Raw genomic sequence first — 13,857 nt, 5'->3', positions numbered from 1 at the left:
GGCGGACGCCCGATGACCGGAAGTGATCGTCAGCCTGCTAGCCTCGGCCCGTTTCGGAACGGCTTCACACAACAACAGAGCGATGCAGGGGTGGGCGTTGAAGCGGAGACACCGCAGAGACCGCAAGAAGAAGCTGATCGCTTACGGAGTGAGCACGGCGGTGGTGGCCGGCGCGGCGATCACCGGCATGGCGGTGGCCGCGACCGGCCCCGCGTCGGCGAGCACCACGGCGAACGGCCCGGGCAGCGCGCTCCAGGCCCGGTTCGCCGGGGCGGCGCGCGAGTTCCAGGTCCCGCAGAGCGTGCTGATGGCGGTCTCGTACCGGCAGACGCTGTGGGAGGACCACGACGGGCAGCCGTCGACGACCGGCGCGTACAACGTCATGGGCCTGACCCGGGTGACGGCGGACGACATCGAGCGGCCGACCGACGCCGAACGGCTGTCGCACCTCAACATGAGCGGCGACCCGACGGTCATGAAGCGCTTCGACGCCAAGCGCGCCCTGTCACGGGCGCCCAAGGCCGTCGACACCAGTGACCCCCGGCTGCACACGCTGGACGAGGCCGCCGGGCTGATCGACAAGCCGGCGGAGGCGGTGCGCGCGGACGCGAACCAGTCCATCCGCGCGGGCGCGGCCCTGCTGGCGAAGTACCAGAAGGACGCGACGGGCTCGCTGTCCGCGGACGCGGGCCAGTGGTACGGGGCGGTCGCCCGCTACAGCCAGGCGACCGACGAGAAGGGCGCCTCGCTCTTCGCCAAGCGGGTCTACGACTCGATCCGCACGGGCGAGGCCCGCGTCACCGCCGACGGCGAACGGGTGAACCTGCCCGCCGACCCGTCGGTGCGGCCGGTCCGGCCCCGGACGATGTCCCTGGCGGCCTTCAGCGCTGCGGCGGGCCAGACGCCGGAGTGCCCGGCCGGGCTGAACTGCGACTTCGTACCGGCCAACGCGGCCAACTACAACGTCGCGAGCCGCCCGGACACGTTCGGGATCCGGCAGATCGTCCTGCACGACACCGAGGGCTCCTACGAGGGGTCGGTCAAGACCTTCCAGGACCCCACGACGTCGGTCAGCACGCACTACCTGATCAAGGCCGACGGCAGCCTGGTCACCCAGATGGTGGCGACGAAGGACGAGTCGTACCACGCGGGCAACAAGTCCTTCAACATGCACGGGATCGGCGTCGAGCACGTCGGTTTCGCCATCAAGGCGGGCAACTGGTACTCGGAGCAGCAGTACGAGACCTCCGCCCAGCTGGTCAAGTACCTGGCGAACCGGTTCGGCATCCCGCTGGACCGCGAGCACATCGTCGGCCACGACGACGTCCCCGGCCCGGTGGACAAGCTGGTCGCCGGGCAGCACTGGGACCCGGGCCCGTACTGGGACTGGAACCACTACATGTCCCTGCTCGGCGCGCCCACGGGCGACCAGGGCGCGGGCGGCCCGGTGAAGGCCGGCCAGGTGGTCCGGGTCGTACCTCCGTTCACCACGGCGAACCAGCCGACGGTGACGTACTCGGGCGGCACCTACAAGCAGCCCGCGAACTTCGGGTACCTGTACTCCTCGCCGTCCACCGACGCGGCGCCGCCGGTCGACCCCTACCTCGGCAGCCAGACCCCTTCGGAGGGCCCGAACTGGTCCAACAAGGTCGTCGCGGGCACCCGTTACGTCGTCGCGGAGACCCGGCCCGACTGGACCGCGATCTGGTACGGCGGCCAGAAGGCGTGGTTCTACAACCCGGGCGGCACCTTCACCGCTCCCGTCGGCACGGCCGGTCAGCAGGTCCTGAAGGCGAAGGCGGGCTCGGCCTCCATCGCCGTCTACGGGCGCACCTACCCCGAGGACGCCGCCTACGCCGGGACCGGCGTACCGGTCCAGGACAGCGCGGTGTACGGCAAGAACTCGGACCCGCTGTTCAAGTACGGGATCCCCGCCGGGCAGGCGTACGTCCCCGCCGGTGCGCCGGTCGCGGGCGACTACTACTACGGCGGCACCACCGAGGGCACCCTGGTCAAGGGCACCACCCTCTTCTACCCGATCCGCTACAACCACCGGCTGGCCTTCGTGAAGGCCGACGACGTGGAGGTGGCCACCGCCGCCGCGCCCGACCCGGGCACCGGCCGGTACAACCTGCTCGGCCGGGACTCCTCCGGCGTGCTGTGGCAGTACCAGGGCACGGGCGAAGCGGCGACGCCGTTCTACGGCCGGTTCAAGGTCGGCGGCGGCTGGCAGGGCTACAACACCGTCTCCGCGATGACCGCGCTGCGCGCGGACGGCACCGGCGACCTGGTGGCCCGGGACGGCTCCGGCACGCTCTGGTACTACCAGGGCAGCGGCAACCCGGCGGCGCCCTTCAAGGGGCGCCTGAAGGTCGGCGGCGGCTGGCAGACGTACAACTTCCTGACCGGCGCCCGTGATCTGAACGGCGACGGGAAGGCCGATCTGATCGCCCGGGACGGCTCCGGCACCCTCTGGTACTACCAGGGCACCGGCAACCCGGCGGCGCCGTTCGCGGCGCGGGTGAAGATCGGCGGCGGCTGGCAGGGCTACAACGCGATGGTCTCCACCGGCGACCTCAACCGGGACGGCAAGGCCGACCTGGTGGCCCGGGACGCCAAGGGCGTGCTGTGGTTCTACAAGGGCACCGGCACGCCGACCGCCCCGTACGCGCCGCGCGTCCAGGTCGGCGGCGGCTGGCAGGGCTACAACATCCTGCTCGGCCCGAGCGACCTGAACGGCGACGGCGTCGCGGACCTGGTGGCCCGGGACGGCTCGGGCGTGCTCTGGTACTACAAGGGCACCGGCGGCGCCACGGGCGCGCCGTTCGCCCCGCGCGTCCAGGTGGGCGGCGGCTGGCAGATGTTCAACCTGCTGGTCTGACCCGTCCGCGCGGCCCGTACGACGGGGGCCCGTCCGTCCCGAGGGGCGGACGGGCCCTTCGCGCTTCCCGCGCCCGATCCGCTAAGGTGCCTGGCATGTTCGCGCACTCGAACCAGAACTGGTGGTGGACCGCTCATCCGGCGGCCCACTGATCGCGCGTACTCCTGAACCACGCGAAGGCCGCCCGAGGGGCGGCCTCCTCTGTTTCCCGCGGCCGTTCCCTCCTCCCGTGTCCACCGGAAGGAACCCGCCATGCCCCGCACCACCCACGCCCTCCTCGGCCGACTCCTCGAACCCGGCTGCCCGCCGTTCGCGCTGATCCGCCGCCGCACGCCCGGCCGCGACCACGAGGTGGTCGAGCTGCTGGTCGGCCGCGTACGGGAGGTGGAGCGGCTCGCCGACATCCCCTGCGGGGAGCGGCCCTCGCTCGCCCTGGTGCCGTTCCGCCAGATCCGCGAGCGCGGCTTCGACGTGCGCGACGACGGCACCCCGCTGTCCGTGCTGGAGGCCGACGAGACCTACGAACTGCCGCTGGCGGAGGTCCTGGAGGCGCTGCCCCGGCACGCGGTGGCGGTCCGGGGCGGGGGCTTCGACGTCGGCGACGAGGAGTACGCCGGGATCGTGCGGCGGGTGATCGAGGACGAGATCGGGCAGGGCGAGGGCGCCAACTTCGTCATCCGGCGCACCTACACCGGCGAGATCCCGGGCTTCGGCCGGGCGGACGCGCTGGCGCTGTTCCGGCGGCTGCTGGCGGGTGAGCGGGGGGCGTACTGGACGTTCGTGGTCCACACCGGCGGGGGCAACGGGCCGGACGGGCACGGTCTGGGGCAGGGGCAGGGGCAGGGGCAGGGGCAGGGGCGCACGCTGGTGGGGGCGAGCCCCGAGGTGCACGTGCGGATGTCCGGCGGGACGGTGGTGATGAACCCGATCAGCGGGACCTACCGCTACCCGGCGGGCGGCCCCACCCCCGAGGACCTGCTCGCCTTCCTCTCCGACGAGAAGGAGATCGACGAGCTCTCCATGGTCGTCGACGAGGAGCTCAAGATGATGTGCACGGTGGGCGACCGGGGCGGGGTGGTGGTCGGGCCCCGGCTCAAGGAGATGGCCCATCTGGCGCACACCGAGTACGAGTTGCGGGGCCGCAGCTCGCTGGACGCGCGCGAGGTGCTGCGGGAGACGATGTTCGCGGCGACGGTCACCGGCTCCCCGGTGCAGAACGCCTGCCGGGTGATCGAACGGCACGAGCGGGGCGGCCGGGGCTACTACGCGGGCGCGCTGGCGCTGCTGGCCAAGGACGCGGGCGGCGCCCAGACCCTGGACTCGCCCATCCTGATCCGCACCGCCGACATCGCGCCGGACGGGCGGCTGAGGGTGCCGGTCGGGGCGACCCTGGTGCGCCACTCGGACCCGGCGGGCGAGGTCGCCGAGACCCACGCCAAGGCGGCGGGCGTGCTGAGCGCGCTGGGCGTACGGGAGGGCCGCCCGGCCGCGGGGCCCGGGCGGCCGGGTCCGGCGCTGGCCGACGACCCCCGGGTGCGGGCGGCGCTGGACGCGCGGCGGGCGGACCTCGCGCCGTTCTGGCTGCGGATGCGGGAGCAGGTGGTGGCGCCGGTGGGCGAGGCGCTGGTGGTGGACGGCGAGGACACCTTCACGGCGATGCTGGCGCATCTGCTGCGCTCGTCGGGCCTCGCGGTGTCGGTGGTGCGCCATGACGCGCCGGAGCTGCGGGAGCGGGTGCTGGGGCACGGCGGGCCGGTGGTCCTCGGGCCCGGCCCCGGTGACCCGTCGGACGCGGCCGACCCGAAGATGCGGCTGCTGCGGCCCCTCACCGCCGAGCTGCTGCGCACCCACCGGCACGGGGTGCTCGGGGTGTGCCTGGGGCACGAGCTGATCGCGGCCGAGCTGGGGCTCCCCCTCGTCCGCAAGCGGGTCCCGCACCAGGGCGCGCAGCTGCCGGTCGATCTGTTCGGCGCCCGGGAGCGCGTCGGGTTCTACAACAGCTTCACCGCGCGCTGCGACGAGGAGGCGGCGCTGGAGCTGGCCGCGCACCGGGTGGAGGTGAGCCGGGACGCGGCGACCGGCGAGGTCCACGCACTGCGCGGACCCGGGTTCGCCGGGGTGCAGTTCCACCCGGAGTCGGTACTGACGCTGCGCGGCCCGGAGATCGTGACGGAACTGCTGGCGGCGGTGGGGGTGCCGGTGACGGCGTAGGGCGGGCCCCGGACGGGGTGGGGCGGGCCGGTCAGGCCCCGGGGGGTGGTGCGCGGGCCGGTCAGGGCTGGTGGCGGGGGACCAGGACGTTCTCGGAGTGGCGGCCCGCCACGTAGTCGGCCACGTTGCGGGCCGTCGCCTCGACGATCTGCCCCACCGCGTCCTCGGTGTAGTACGCCTGGTGGGAGGTGACCACCACGTTGGGGAAGGTCACCAGGCGGGCCAGGGTGTCGTCCTCGACCACGTGGAGGGACTTGTCGAGGAAGAACAGCCCGGCCTCCGCCTCGTACACGTCGAGCCCCACCCCCGTCAGCCGTCCCGCCCGCAGCTCGTCGACCAGGGCGCGGGTGTCGATCAGCCCGCCCCGGCTGGAGTTCACCAGGATCGCGTCGTCCTTCATCGTGCGCAGCGCGGCCCGGTCGACGAGGTGCCGGGTCGAGGGCAGCAGCGGCACGTGCAGGCTGACGACGTCCGCGTCGGCGAGGAGCCGCTCCTTCTCGACGTACTTCATGCCGAGCTCCACGCACGCCGGGTTCTCGGTGACGTCCCAGCCGAGCAGGTTCATGCCGAAGCCATGGGCGATCCGGGTGAACGCCTCGCCGATCTTGCCGGTGCCGAGCACCCCGGCGGTGCGCCCGCGCAGGTCGCGGCCCATCAGCCCGTCGAGCCGGAAGTCGAAGTCGCGGGTGCGGTTGGCGGCGCGCACGATCTTGCGGTTGACCGCCATCGCCAGCGTCCAGGCGAACTCGGCCACCGAGTACGGCGAGTAGTACGAGACCCGGGCGACGGTGAGGCCCAGGCGCTCGGCGGCCTCCAGGTCGATGTTGTTGAACCCGGTCGAGCGCTGGGCGACGAACTGCGTCCCGCCCGCCGCCAGCGTCTGCAGGACCGAGCGGCCCAGGTCGGCGTTGACGCTGGTGGAGATCGCCTGGTAGCCGGACGCGATGCGCGCGGTGTCCTCGTCGAGGAAGACGTCCAGGCATCGGACGCCGTGCTGACCTGCGAAAGCCTGCTCGATCAGGGGCCGCTCGTCGGCCTGAACGCCGAACGCCAGGATCTCCACGGGGACTCACCTATGGGGAGGGTATGGGCGGATTACTGGCGAATATACGGCCCCGGCACCCGGCTCGCCCGGTGGGCCGGGCATCGACTGTCGGGGGCGCCTGCTCGCCCGCCGGGCCGCGACACCGGCTGTCCCGGCGCGCCGGGACAGCGGCCCGCCCGCTGGATGCTCCCCACCACGGCCCGCCCGGCGCCGGCCACCCGCCCGCCGGGCCACCGGCGGGCGGTCGCCGCGCCGGGTGCGCGGCAGCGGCCGGGCCGGGCGGTCTCCCGCGTCGGCCGGAGAGCCGGTCCCGGCGGGTCTCCGCGCCGGGCACCCCGCACCGGCCGGGGCGCCCGGCGCGCCGTCGCCGCGTCAGCCGAAGAACACCCCGACCTCGGCGTAGAGCGCCGGGTCGACGGTCTTCAGGCGCGCGGTGGCCTCGGCGATCGGCACCCGGACGATGTCCGTGCCGCGCAGCGCGACCATCTTGCCGAAGTCGCCGTCCCGGACCGCCTCGATCGCGTGCAGCCCGAACCGGGTGGCCAGCCAGCGGTCGAAGGCGCTGGGGGTGCCGCCGCGCTGGACGTGGCCGAGGACCGTGGTCCGGGCCTCCTTGCCGGTGCGCTTCTCGATCTCCTTGGCCAGCCACTCCCCCACGCCGGAGAGCCGGACGTGTCCGAAGGAGTCGAGCGTCTGGTCCTTGAGGACCATCTCGCCGTCCCGGGGCATGGCGCCCTCGGCGACCACCACGATCGGGGCGTACGACGACTTGAAGCGGGAGGCGATCCAGCCGCAGACCTGGTCGACGTCGAAGCGCTGCTCGGGGATGAGGATGACGTTGGCGCCGCCCGCGAGGCCCGAGTGGAGGGCGATCCAGCCCGCGTGACGGCCCATCACCTCGACCACCAGGACCCTCATGTGGGACTCGGCCGTGGTGTGCAGCCGGTCGATGGCCTCGGTGGCGATGCCGACCGCGGTGTCGAAGCCGAAGGTGTAGTCGGTGGCCGAGAGGTCGTTGTCGATGGTCTTGGGCACGCCGACGCACTTCACGCCGTACTCGTCGCTGAGGCGGGCCGCCACGCCCAGGGTGTCCTCGCCGCCGATCGCGATCATCGCGTCGATCTCGTGCTTGGCGAGGTTCTCCTTGATGCGGCGCACCCCGTCCTCGGCCTTGAGGGGGTTGGTGCGCGAGGAGCCGAGGATGGTGCCGCCGCGCGGCAGGATGCCGCGCACGGCGGGGATGTCGAGCTTGACGGTGTCGCCCTCCAGCGGACCGCGCCAGCCGTCCTTGAAGCCGGTGAATTCGAAGCCGTACTCCTGCACGCCCTTGCGGACGACGCCCCGGATGACCGCGTTGAGTCCGGGGCAGTCGCCGCCTCCGGTCAGTACTCCGACCCGCATGGAATTGTCCCTTCGCCGTGGCAGACGGATGGCAGCCCTCTATGCGTCACGCTAATGGTGACGCAGGTCACCCCGGCATGGGACGAAACGTCAATTCCGCGAATTCAAGGGGCAGTTGACGACTTGTCATTCACCCGTACGAGCGTCAAACGAGCGAAGGGAGCCCGTCACACGTCGTCCAGGCCCTGCTCTATCGCGTACCTCACCAGCTCCACGCGGTTGTGCAGCTGGAGCTTGCCCAGGGTGTTCTGGACGTGGTTCTGCACGGTCCGGTGCGAGATCACCAGGCGCTCGGCGATCTGCTTGTACGAGAGGCCCTTGGCGACCAGGCGCAGCACCTCGGTCTCGCGGTCGGTGAGCTGCGGGGCCTTGGGCTCGTCGGAGGCGGCCGGGGCCGGGTCGGCGGCCAGTCTGCGGTACTCCCCGAGGACCAGACCGGCCAGGCCCGGGGTGAACACCGGGTCGCCCGCGGCGGTGCGGCGCACCGCGTCGATGAGCTCCTCGGTGCTCGCCGACTTCAGCAGATAGCCGGTCGCCCCGGACTTCACCGCCTCCAGGACGTCCGCGTGCTCGCCGGAGGCGGAGAGCACCAGGACGCGCAGCGCCGGGTTGGCGCCGACCAGCTCCTTGCAGACGCCGACGCCCGGCAGGCCGGGCAGATTGAGGTCCAGGACCAGCACGTCGGGCCCGGCCGCGGTGGCCCGGCGGACCGCCTGCGGGCCGTCCCCGGCGGTGGCCACCACGTCGAACCCGGCGGCGGCCAGGTCGCGCGCGACCGCGTCGCGCCACATCGGGTGGTCGTCGACCACCATCACCTTCACGTCGTGCTCGTTCATGCCTTCGCCTTCCCCCGTGGAACCTTCAGCTCTACTTCCGTGCCCTGGCCCGGCACCGAGATCAGCTCGGCGGTGCCGCCCAGGTCCCGCAGCCGGCCGCGGATCGAGAGGGCGACGCCCAGGCGCCCCTCCCCCTCGGCCTGCGCGAGCCGGCCCTCCGGGATGCCCGGACCGTCGTCCCGGACCGTCACGACCACTTCGTCCCCCCAGTCCTCCACCAGGATCCATGCCTGGGCGGACTCCCCCGCGTGTCTGCGGACATTGTCCAACGCGGCACTGACAGCGGCGGCGAGCTCGCGTGCCGCGGGGGGCGGGAGCAGCACCGGAGCGCCCGGTTCCGCGAGGGAGACCCGCGATCCGGCGTGCGGGGCGAGCAGGGTGCGCAGATCCAGCTCGGCCGGGTCCGCGCCGCCGCCCCGGTCGTCCTCGTCGTCGACCGTCCGGACGAAGGCGCCCAGCGCCGGGTCCTCCGACGCGTGCGTGGCGGGCACCAGACCGCTGGAGACCAGGGTGCGCAGGGCGACCTCCTGCTCGCCGGCCATCCGGCCCAGCTCCGCCGCCTCGCCGCCCAGCGCGGTGCCCCGGCGCTGCACCATGGCCAGCACCTGGAGCACGCTGTCGTGGATGTCCCGGGCCAGCCGCTCCCGCTCCCGGGTCGCCGCCTCGATCTCCAGGGCGCGCGCCAGGGTGGCCTCACTGGCGCGGGCGACCTCGACCACATAGCCGATGGCGATGGAGGCGATGCAGACCAGCAGGACGTTGTGGAGGGTGTCGCGGGTGGGGGTGCCTCGCTCCACCAGGTTGGCCACGGCCACCAGCGAGGAGGCGAACGCGGCCCAGCGCCAGCCGCCCTTGATCGCGAACGCCAGCACCGATCCGGCGGTCCATATGGTGGGCAGCGTCGGCCCGTTCACCAGCCGCGCGTCGGCGTTGGCGAGCGGGGTGAGCAGGATGCCGGTGAGCGCGATCACCAGGTCGGCGACGAGGAAGCGCTTGGTGCAGCTGGCCGCGCTGGCCACCCTGGGCAGCGTGGCCAGCGTCCACACGCCGAGCACCGACAGGAAGGCGACGCCGATCCAGGGGCGCTCGAAGTCGCCGTACTCCGACCCGAAGACCAGCACCGCGTAGATCATCGTCAGTACGCGGTACCCGGTGAGCGCCCGCCACAGCGGCAGCTCGACGGACATCCTGATGACGCGCTCGCGCTTCACCACGCTCTTCCCACCCCCGGACCGGCGACGGGCTAGTCGCCGGGCTGTTCCGCCCGCTTGGCCTGTTCGGCCTCACGGGCCCGCTCGGCCTTCTCGGCGGCCTTCTCCTCGTCCGCCCTGCGCTTGGCCTCGTCCGCGATCTGGCGCTTGGCCGCGGTCGCGTAGATGTCCACGTACTCCTGGCCGGAGAGCTTCATGATCTCGTACATGACCTCGTCGGTCACCGAACGCAGGATGAAGCGGTCGCCCTCCATGCCGTGGTAGCGGCTGAAGTCGAGCGGCTTGCCGATCCGGATGCCCGGCCGCATCAGCTTGGGCACCACCTTGCCGGGCGGCTGGATCTTCTCCGTGTCGATCATGGCGACGGGGATCACCGGCGCGCCGCTGGCGAGCGCCACGCGCGCGAGGCCGCCGGGCTTGCCCCGGTAGAGCCGGCCGTCGGGCGAGCGGGTGCCCTCCGGGTAGATCCCGAACAGCTCACCGCGCTCCAGCACCTCGATGCCGCTCTTGATGGCCGCCTCGCCCGCGCCGCGCGCGCCGGAGCGGTCCACCGGGAGCTGGCCGACGCCCTTGAAGAAGGCGGCCGTCAGCCTGCCCTTGACTCCGGGGGAGGTGAAGTACTCCGCCTTGGCGATGAACGTCACCTTGCGGTCGAGGACCGCCGGCAGGAAGAAGGAGTCCGAGAACGAGAGGTGGTTGCTCGCGAGGATCGCCGGCCCCTCGGCGGGAATGTTGTCGAGGCCCTCCACCCAGGGCCGGAACGCAAGCTTCAGCGATCCGCCGATGGAGAACTTCATAGCGCCGTAGATCAACTCGGATGCCTTCCCTCTGTCTGTCGAACAGACCTTAACCCGAGCGGGGCCCGCCCTCCCGCGCGCGGGCCGGTGACGGCTCTGGTCGGTGTCAGTCCGGTCGCGTACCGTGAAGTACGACTCCCCCGCCCCTGCTCATGAACAGGAGATCCCGGTGCCCGTCCTCCCTGGAGCCGAGCCGTTCCGCCACGAGGGCGGAGAGGTCGGCGTCCTCCTCTGCCACGGCTTCACCGGTTCCCCGCAGTCGCTGCGCCCATGGGCCGAGTTCCTGGCCGAGCGCGGCCTGACGGTCGAGCTGCCGCTGCTGCCCGGACACGGCACCCGCTGGCAGGACATGCAGCTCACAGGCTGGCAGGACTGGTACGCGGAGGTGGACCGGGCGCTGACCGAGCTGCTCGCCCGGTGCGAGCGGGTCTTCGTCTTCGGGCTGTCGATGGGCGGCGCGCTGGCGCTGCGCCTGGCCGCCCGGCACGGCGACGCGGTCAGCGGTGTCGTCGTCGTCAACCCGGGCAACAAGGTCCACGGACTGGCGGCGCACGCGCTGCCGGTGGTGCGCCATCTGGTGCCCTCCACCAAGGGCATCGCCAGCGACATCGCCAAGGAGGGCGCGGCGGAGGTGGGGTACGACAGGGTGCCGCTGCACGCGGCGCACTCCCTGCGCCGGTTCTTCCAGCTGGTGGACCGCGAGCTCCCGCAGGTCACCCAGCCGCTGGTGCTGCTGCACAGCCCCCACGACCACGTGGTGCCCCCGGCCGACTCGGCGCGGATCCTCGGCCGGGTCTCCTCCACGGACGTCACCGAGATCCTGCTGGAACAGAGCTACCACGTCGCGACGTTGGACCACGATGCGGAGCGGATCTTCGAGGAGAGTTACGCGTTCGTCGGCCGCCTCGCTCCGAGCGTCGGGAAGAAGGGGAGCACGACCGGTGGCTGAGCACGACGCGGACCGCGAGCCGCAGCCGATCGACGAGGAGGCTGCCTGGGCGGCGATCGTGGCGGGGTACGGCGAGGAGCCGGCCGACCCGCCGGGCACCAAGCCGTTCAAGTCGGTGGAGGACCTGGCGCTCCTGGAGGGCGACCGCAACGGGACGGCGGCGGACGGCGGCGCGGGCGGCCCCCGGGCCGACCTCACCGACCGCACGGCCGCGGACCGGGCGGAGAAGGGCGCGGGGAGCGCCGAAAGCGCGGAGAAGGGCAAGGACGAGGGCCCGGGCAAGGACGCGGGCGGGCCCGCGGACCCGCCCGGGGCCCGGCCGCTGGGCAGCTCGGTGGTGTTCGCGCCGGGCGTCGGCGGCCCCCGGGACTACCAGGTGGCGGAGCCCGGCTCCGACGACCCGGACGGTTCGGACGAGGGGCACTTCGTCCCGCCGGAGCCGCCCCCGCTGCCGGAGGCGGACGTCACGGCGAAGTTCGCCTGGCTCGCGGTGATCGGCGGCCCGGTGCTGATGCTGCTCGCGGCGATCCTGCAGTGGGAGTTCACCTGGTGGCTGACCACGCTGGGCGTCGGCGGCTTCATCGGCGGCTTCGGCACCCTGGTGGCACGGATGAGCCAGGACGACGAGGACGAGGACGACCCGGGGCGCGGCGCGGTGGTCTAGGCGGAACCCGGGCCGCCCCGCCCCCCTCTGAGGGGTTCAGGAAAGGGGCGCGGCGGCCGTATCCACCGGGACCCGCAGCGCCGCCAGCACCGGCAGGTGGTCCGTCGCCGCCACCAGGTCGGCCCGCTCCACCCCCGCCAGCCCCGTGGGGACCCCGCAGCCCAGCACCTCCACCCCCGGCGTCGCGAAGATCGCGTCGATCCGCTGACGGGGGTCGGCCGGGGTCGAGGTGTGCTCCGTGCCCCAGGGGCGCACCGCCCAGCAGTCCTGGAGGCCGCCCGCGAGAGCGCCGAAGGCGCGGCCGTCGGGGCGGTCGTTGAGGTCGCCGCCCGCGACCGCGTGCGGCACGTCCATCGCGGCCAGCCGGTCCAGGAGCATCCCGGCCTGCTCGTGCCGCTCGTCGGCCCGCAGGCTGAGGTGGCAGCTCAGGACGCCGAGCCGCGCGCCGCCGAAGCGCACCACGGCCGTGGCGAACCCGCGCCGGTGCAGTCCGGGCGTGAGCGGCAGCAGTACGTCCTCGGTGCGCTCCACGGTCGCCCGCAGCGAGCAGAGCAGCAGCGGCCCGGCGGCCGTGGCGCCGCCGCTCAGCACCACCAGCTCACTGGCCGCCGCCAGCCGCGCCGCCGCCTTGCGCCAGCGGAAGAAGCGCGGGGCCTCCTGGACGAGCACCAGATCGGGGTCGCAGGCGCGGATCACCCGGGCCAGGGCCGCGTTGTCGTCGCGCATCGAGCGGACGTTGTAGCTGAGGACGCGGATCACGGCGGAGCCGTTCTCCGTACGGGACGCGGGAAGATCCGTGAGCGACATGGGCACAACATAGAGCAGCGCCCGCCGCGTCCGTGACGGACGCGGCGGGCGCTCAACTGCCGTGCGTGGCGCGGCGATCAGCCCTGGCGGGCCAAGTCGGCCGCGCCGACGAGCCCGGCCTTGTTGCCGAGCTGCGCGGCCAGCACCTGGGCGTGCGGTCGCCACTGGCCGCCGATCAGCCAGCGCCGGAACGACTTGCGGATCGGGTCGAGGACCAGTTCGCCCTCGTCCGAGACGCCGCCGCCGACGATGAACGCCGACGGGTCGAAGAGCGAGGCCAGGTCGGCCAGACCGGCGCCGGCCCAGCGGGCCAGCTCGCGGAAGGAGTCCGTCGCGACCGGGTCGCCCTGGCGGGCGGCGGCGCTGATGTGCTTGCCCTCGATGCCCTCGACGGTGCCGTCGCCGAGCCCGAGGAGGATCTGGGCGTTCTCGGGGGTCGCGTTGGCGCGCTGGCGGGCGTACCGCACGAGCGCGCGCCCCGAGGCGTACTGCTCCCAGCAGCCCTGGCTGCCGCAGCCGCACAGCAGACCGTCGGGCACCACCCGGATGTGGCCGAACTCGGCGGCCACCCCGAAGCGCCCGCGGCGCAGCTTGTTGCCGATGATGATGCCGCCGCCGAGACCGGTGCCGAGGGTGATGCAGATGACGTCGTCGTGGCCCTGGCCCGCGCCGAAGCGGTACTCGCCCCAGGCCGCCGCGTTGGCGTCGTTCTCCACCACCACGGGGAGGCCGACGCGCTGCTCGACCTTGTCCTTGAGCGGCTCGTGGCGCCAGTCGATGTTGGGTGCGAAGAGCACGGTGGCGCGCTTGTCGTCGACGTAGCCGGCGGCGCCGATGCCGACGGCCTCGATCTCCTGCCCCTGGCCCGCTCCCCCCACGGCGGTGCAGATCGCGTCCACGATGGCGTCAGCGGTCGGCGGCGTGGGCACGGTGTGCGTTTCGAGGATGTGGCCCTCCTCGTCGACCACTCCTGCCGCGATCTTGGTGCCGCCGATGTCGACGCCGATGGTGAGTCCCATTAAGTCCCTCAGTTTTCGGTCGAGCCCCGCTACGGC

12 protein-coding genes are annotated in these 13,857 nt (G+C 73.1%); 5 read left to right on the top strand and 7 right to left on the bottom strand.

The genetic code is table 11. From position 1 onward, the window contains the following. Positions 1 to 97: 97 nt before the first annotated feature. The 3 genes from AB5J87_RS25545 to AB5J87_RS25535 all read left to right on the top strand — a co-directional run bounded on the left by AB5J87_RS25545 (position 98) and on the right by AB5J87_RS25535 (position 5,092). Positions 98 to 2,881 carry an N-acetylmuramoyl-L-alanine amidase gene (locus AB5J87_RS25545; RefSeq protein ID WP_369379609.1) on the top strand — a complete coding sequence of 928 codons (2,784 nt, stop codon included), beginning with the start codon at positions 98 to 100 and terminating at the stop codon, positions 2,879 to 2,881. 95 nt (positions 2,882 to 2,976) lie between these two features. After that, positions 2,977 to 3,033, top strand: a complete 57-nt coding sequence (locus AB5J87_RS25540) for a trp operon leader peptide (protein ID WP_101392327.1) — start codon at positions 2,977 to 2,979, stop codon at positions 3,031 to 3,033. Positions 3,034 to 3,133: 100 nt separating this feature from the next. After that, positions 3,134 to 5,092: an anthranilate synthase family protein gene (locus tag AB5J87_RS25535; RefSeq protein ID WP_369379607.1), complete on the top strand. Its 1,959-nt coding sequence runs from the start codon at positions 3,134 to 3,136 to the stop codon at positions 5,090 to 5,092. 61 nt (positions 5,093 to 5,153) lie between these two features. Here AB5J87_RS25535 and AB5J87_RS25530 read toward each other — a convergent pair whose 3' ends face one another. The 5 genes from AB5J87_RS25530 to AB5J87_RS25510 form a co-directional block, all read right to left on the bottom strand. After that, positions 5,154 to 6,155 (bottom strand): 2-hydroxyacid dehydrogenase, encoded by a 1,002-nt coding sequence (locus AB5J87_RS25530; RefSeq protein ID WP_369379605.1) that lies wholly within the window; start codon positions 6,153 to 6,155, stop codon positions 5,154 to 5,156. 354 nt (positions 6,156 to 6,509) lie between these two features. Continuing rightward, positions 6,510 to 7,538, bottom strand: coding sequence for a 6-phosphofructokinase (locus AB5J87_RS25525; RefSeq protein WP_369379603.1), 1,029 nt, complete (start codon positions 7,536 to 7,538; stop codon positions 6,510 to 6,512). Positions 7,539 to 7,705: 167 nt separating this feature from the next. Continuing rightward, a complete protein-coding gene (locus AB5J87_RS25520) occupies positions 7,706 to 8,374 on the bottom strand; it encodes a response regulator (RefSeq protein ID WP_369379601.1) in 669 nt (222 codons plus the stop codon). Next, positions 8,371 to 9,588, bottom strand: a complete 1,218-nt coding sequence (gene macS / locus AB5J87_RS25515; protein ID WP_369379599.1) for a MacS family sensor histidine kinase — start codon at positions 9,586 to 9,588, stop codon at positions 8,371 to 8,373. The genes AB5J87_RS25520 and macS overlap by 4 nt, the downstream gene beginning before the upstream one ends. A 29-nt stretch (positions 9,589 to 9,617) precedes the next feature. After that, positions 9,618 to 10,397 (bottom strand): 1-acyl-sn-glycerol-3-phosphate acyltransferase, encoded by a 780-nt coding sequence (locus tag AB5J87_RS25510; protein ID WP_369379598.1) that lies wholly within the window; start codon positions 10,395 to 10,397, stop codon positions 9,618 to 9,620. 154 nt (positions 10,398 to 10,551) lie between these two features. Between AB5J87_RS25510 and AB5J87_RS25505 the strand changes: the two genes are divergently transcribed. Continuing rightward, on the top strand, positions 10,552 to 11,331 hold the full coding sequence (locus AB5J87_RS25505) for an alpha/beta hydrolase (protein ID WP_369379596.1): 780 nt from the start codon (positions 10,552 to 10,554) through the stop codon (positions 11,329 to 11,331). Next, positions 11,324 to 11,995, top strand: a complete 672-nt coding sequence (locus tag AB5J87_RS25500; RefSeq protein ID WP_369379594.1) for a hypothetical protein — start codon at positions 11,324 to 11,326, stop codon at positions 11,993 to 11,995. The genes AB5J87_RS25505 and AB5J87_RS25500 overlap by 8 nt, the downstream gene beginning before the upstream one ends. Positions 11,996 to 12,031: 36 nt before the next feature. Here AB5J87_RS25500 and AB5J87_RS25495 read toward each other — a convergent pair whose 3' ends face one another. Both AB5J87_RS25495 and AB5J87_RS25490 read right to left on the bottom strand, forming a co-directional pair. After that, positions 12,032 to 12,802, bottom strand: coding sequence for an endonuclease/exonuclease/phosphatase family protein (locus AB5J87_RS25495; protein ID WP_369379592.1), 771 nt, complete (start codon positions 12,800 to 12,802; stop codon positions 12,032 to 12,034). Positions 12,803 to 12,879: 77 nt separating this feature from the next. Then, a complete protein-coding gene (locus tag AB5J87_RS25490) occupies positions 12,880 to 13,821 on the bottom strand; it encodes an ROK family glucokinase (protein ID WP_369379590.1) in 942 nt (313 codons plus the stop codon). Between the last annotated feature and the right edge of the window lie 36 nt (positions 13,822 to 13,857).

The organism is Streptomyces sp. cg36 (genome assembly GCF_041080675.1).
Taxonomy (GTDB): Bacteria; Actinomycetota; Actinomycetes; order Streptomycetales; family Streptomycetaceae; genus Streptomyces.
The sequence above is the reverse complement of the archived record's forward strand: the minus strand, read 5'-3'. Positions and strand labels throughout refer to the sequence as shown.

What these genes read in the sequence shown, in the direction of transcription:
- AB5J87_RS25525 (WP_369379603.1), bottom strand. Translation starts at nt 7,538, where the DNA reads ATGCGGGTCGGAGTACTGACCGGAGGCGGCGACTGCCCCGGACTCAAC.
- AB5J87_RS25490 (WP_369379590.1), bottom strand. Translation starts at nt 13,821, where the DNA reads ATGGGACTCACCATCGGCGTCGACATCGGCGGCACCAAGATCGCGGCA.
- AB5J87_RS25520 (WP_369379601.1), bottom strand. Translation starts at nt 8,374, where the DNA reads ATGAACGAGCACGACGTGAAGGTGATGGTGGTCGACGACCACCCGATG.
- AB5J87_RS25535 (WP_369379607.1), top strand. Translation starts at nt 3,134, where the DNA reads ATGCCCCGCACCACCCACGCCCTCCTCGGCCGACTCCTCGAACCCGGC.
- AB5J87_RS25495 (WP_369379592.1), bottom strand. Translation starts at nt 12,802, where the DNA reads ATGTCGCTCACGGATCTTCCCGCGTCCCGTACGGAGAACGGCTCCGCC.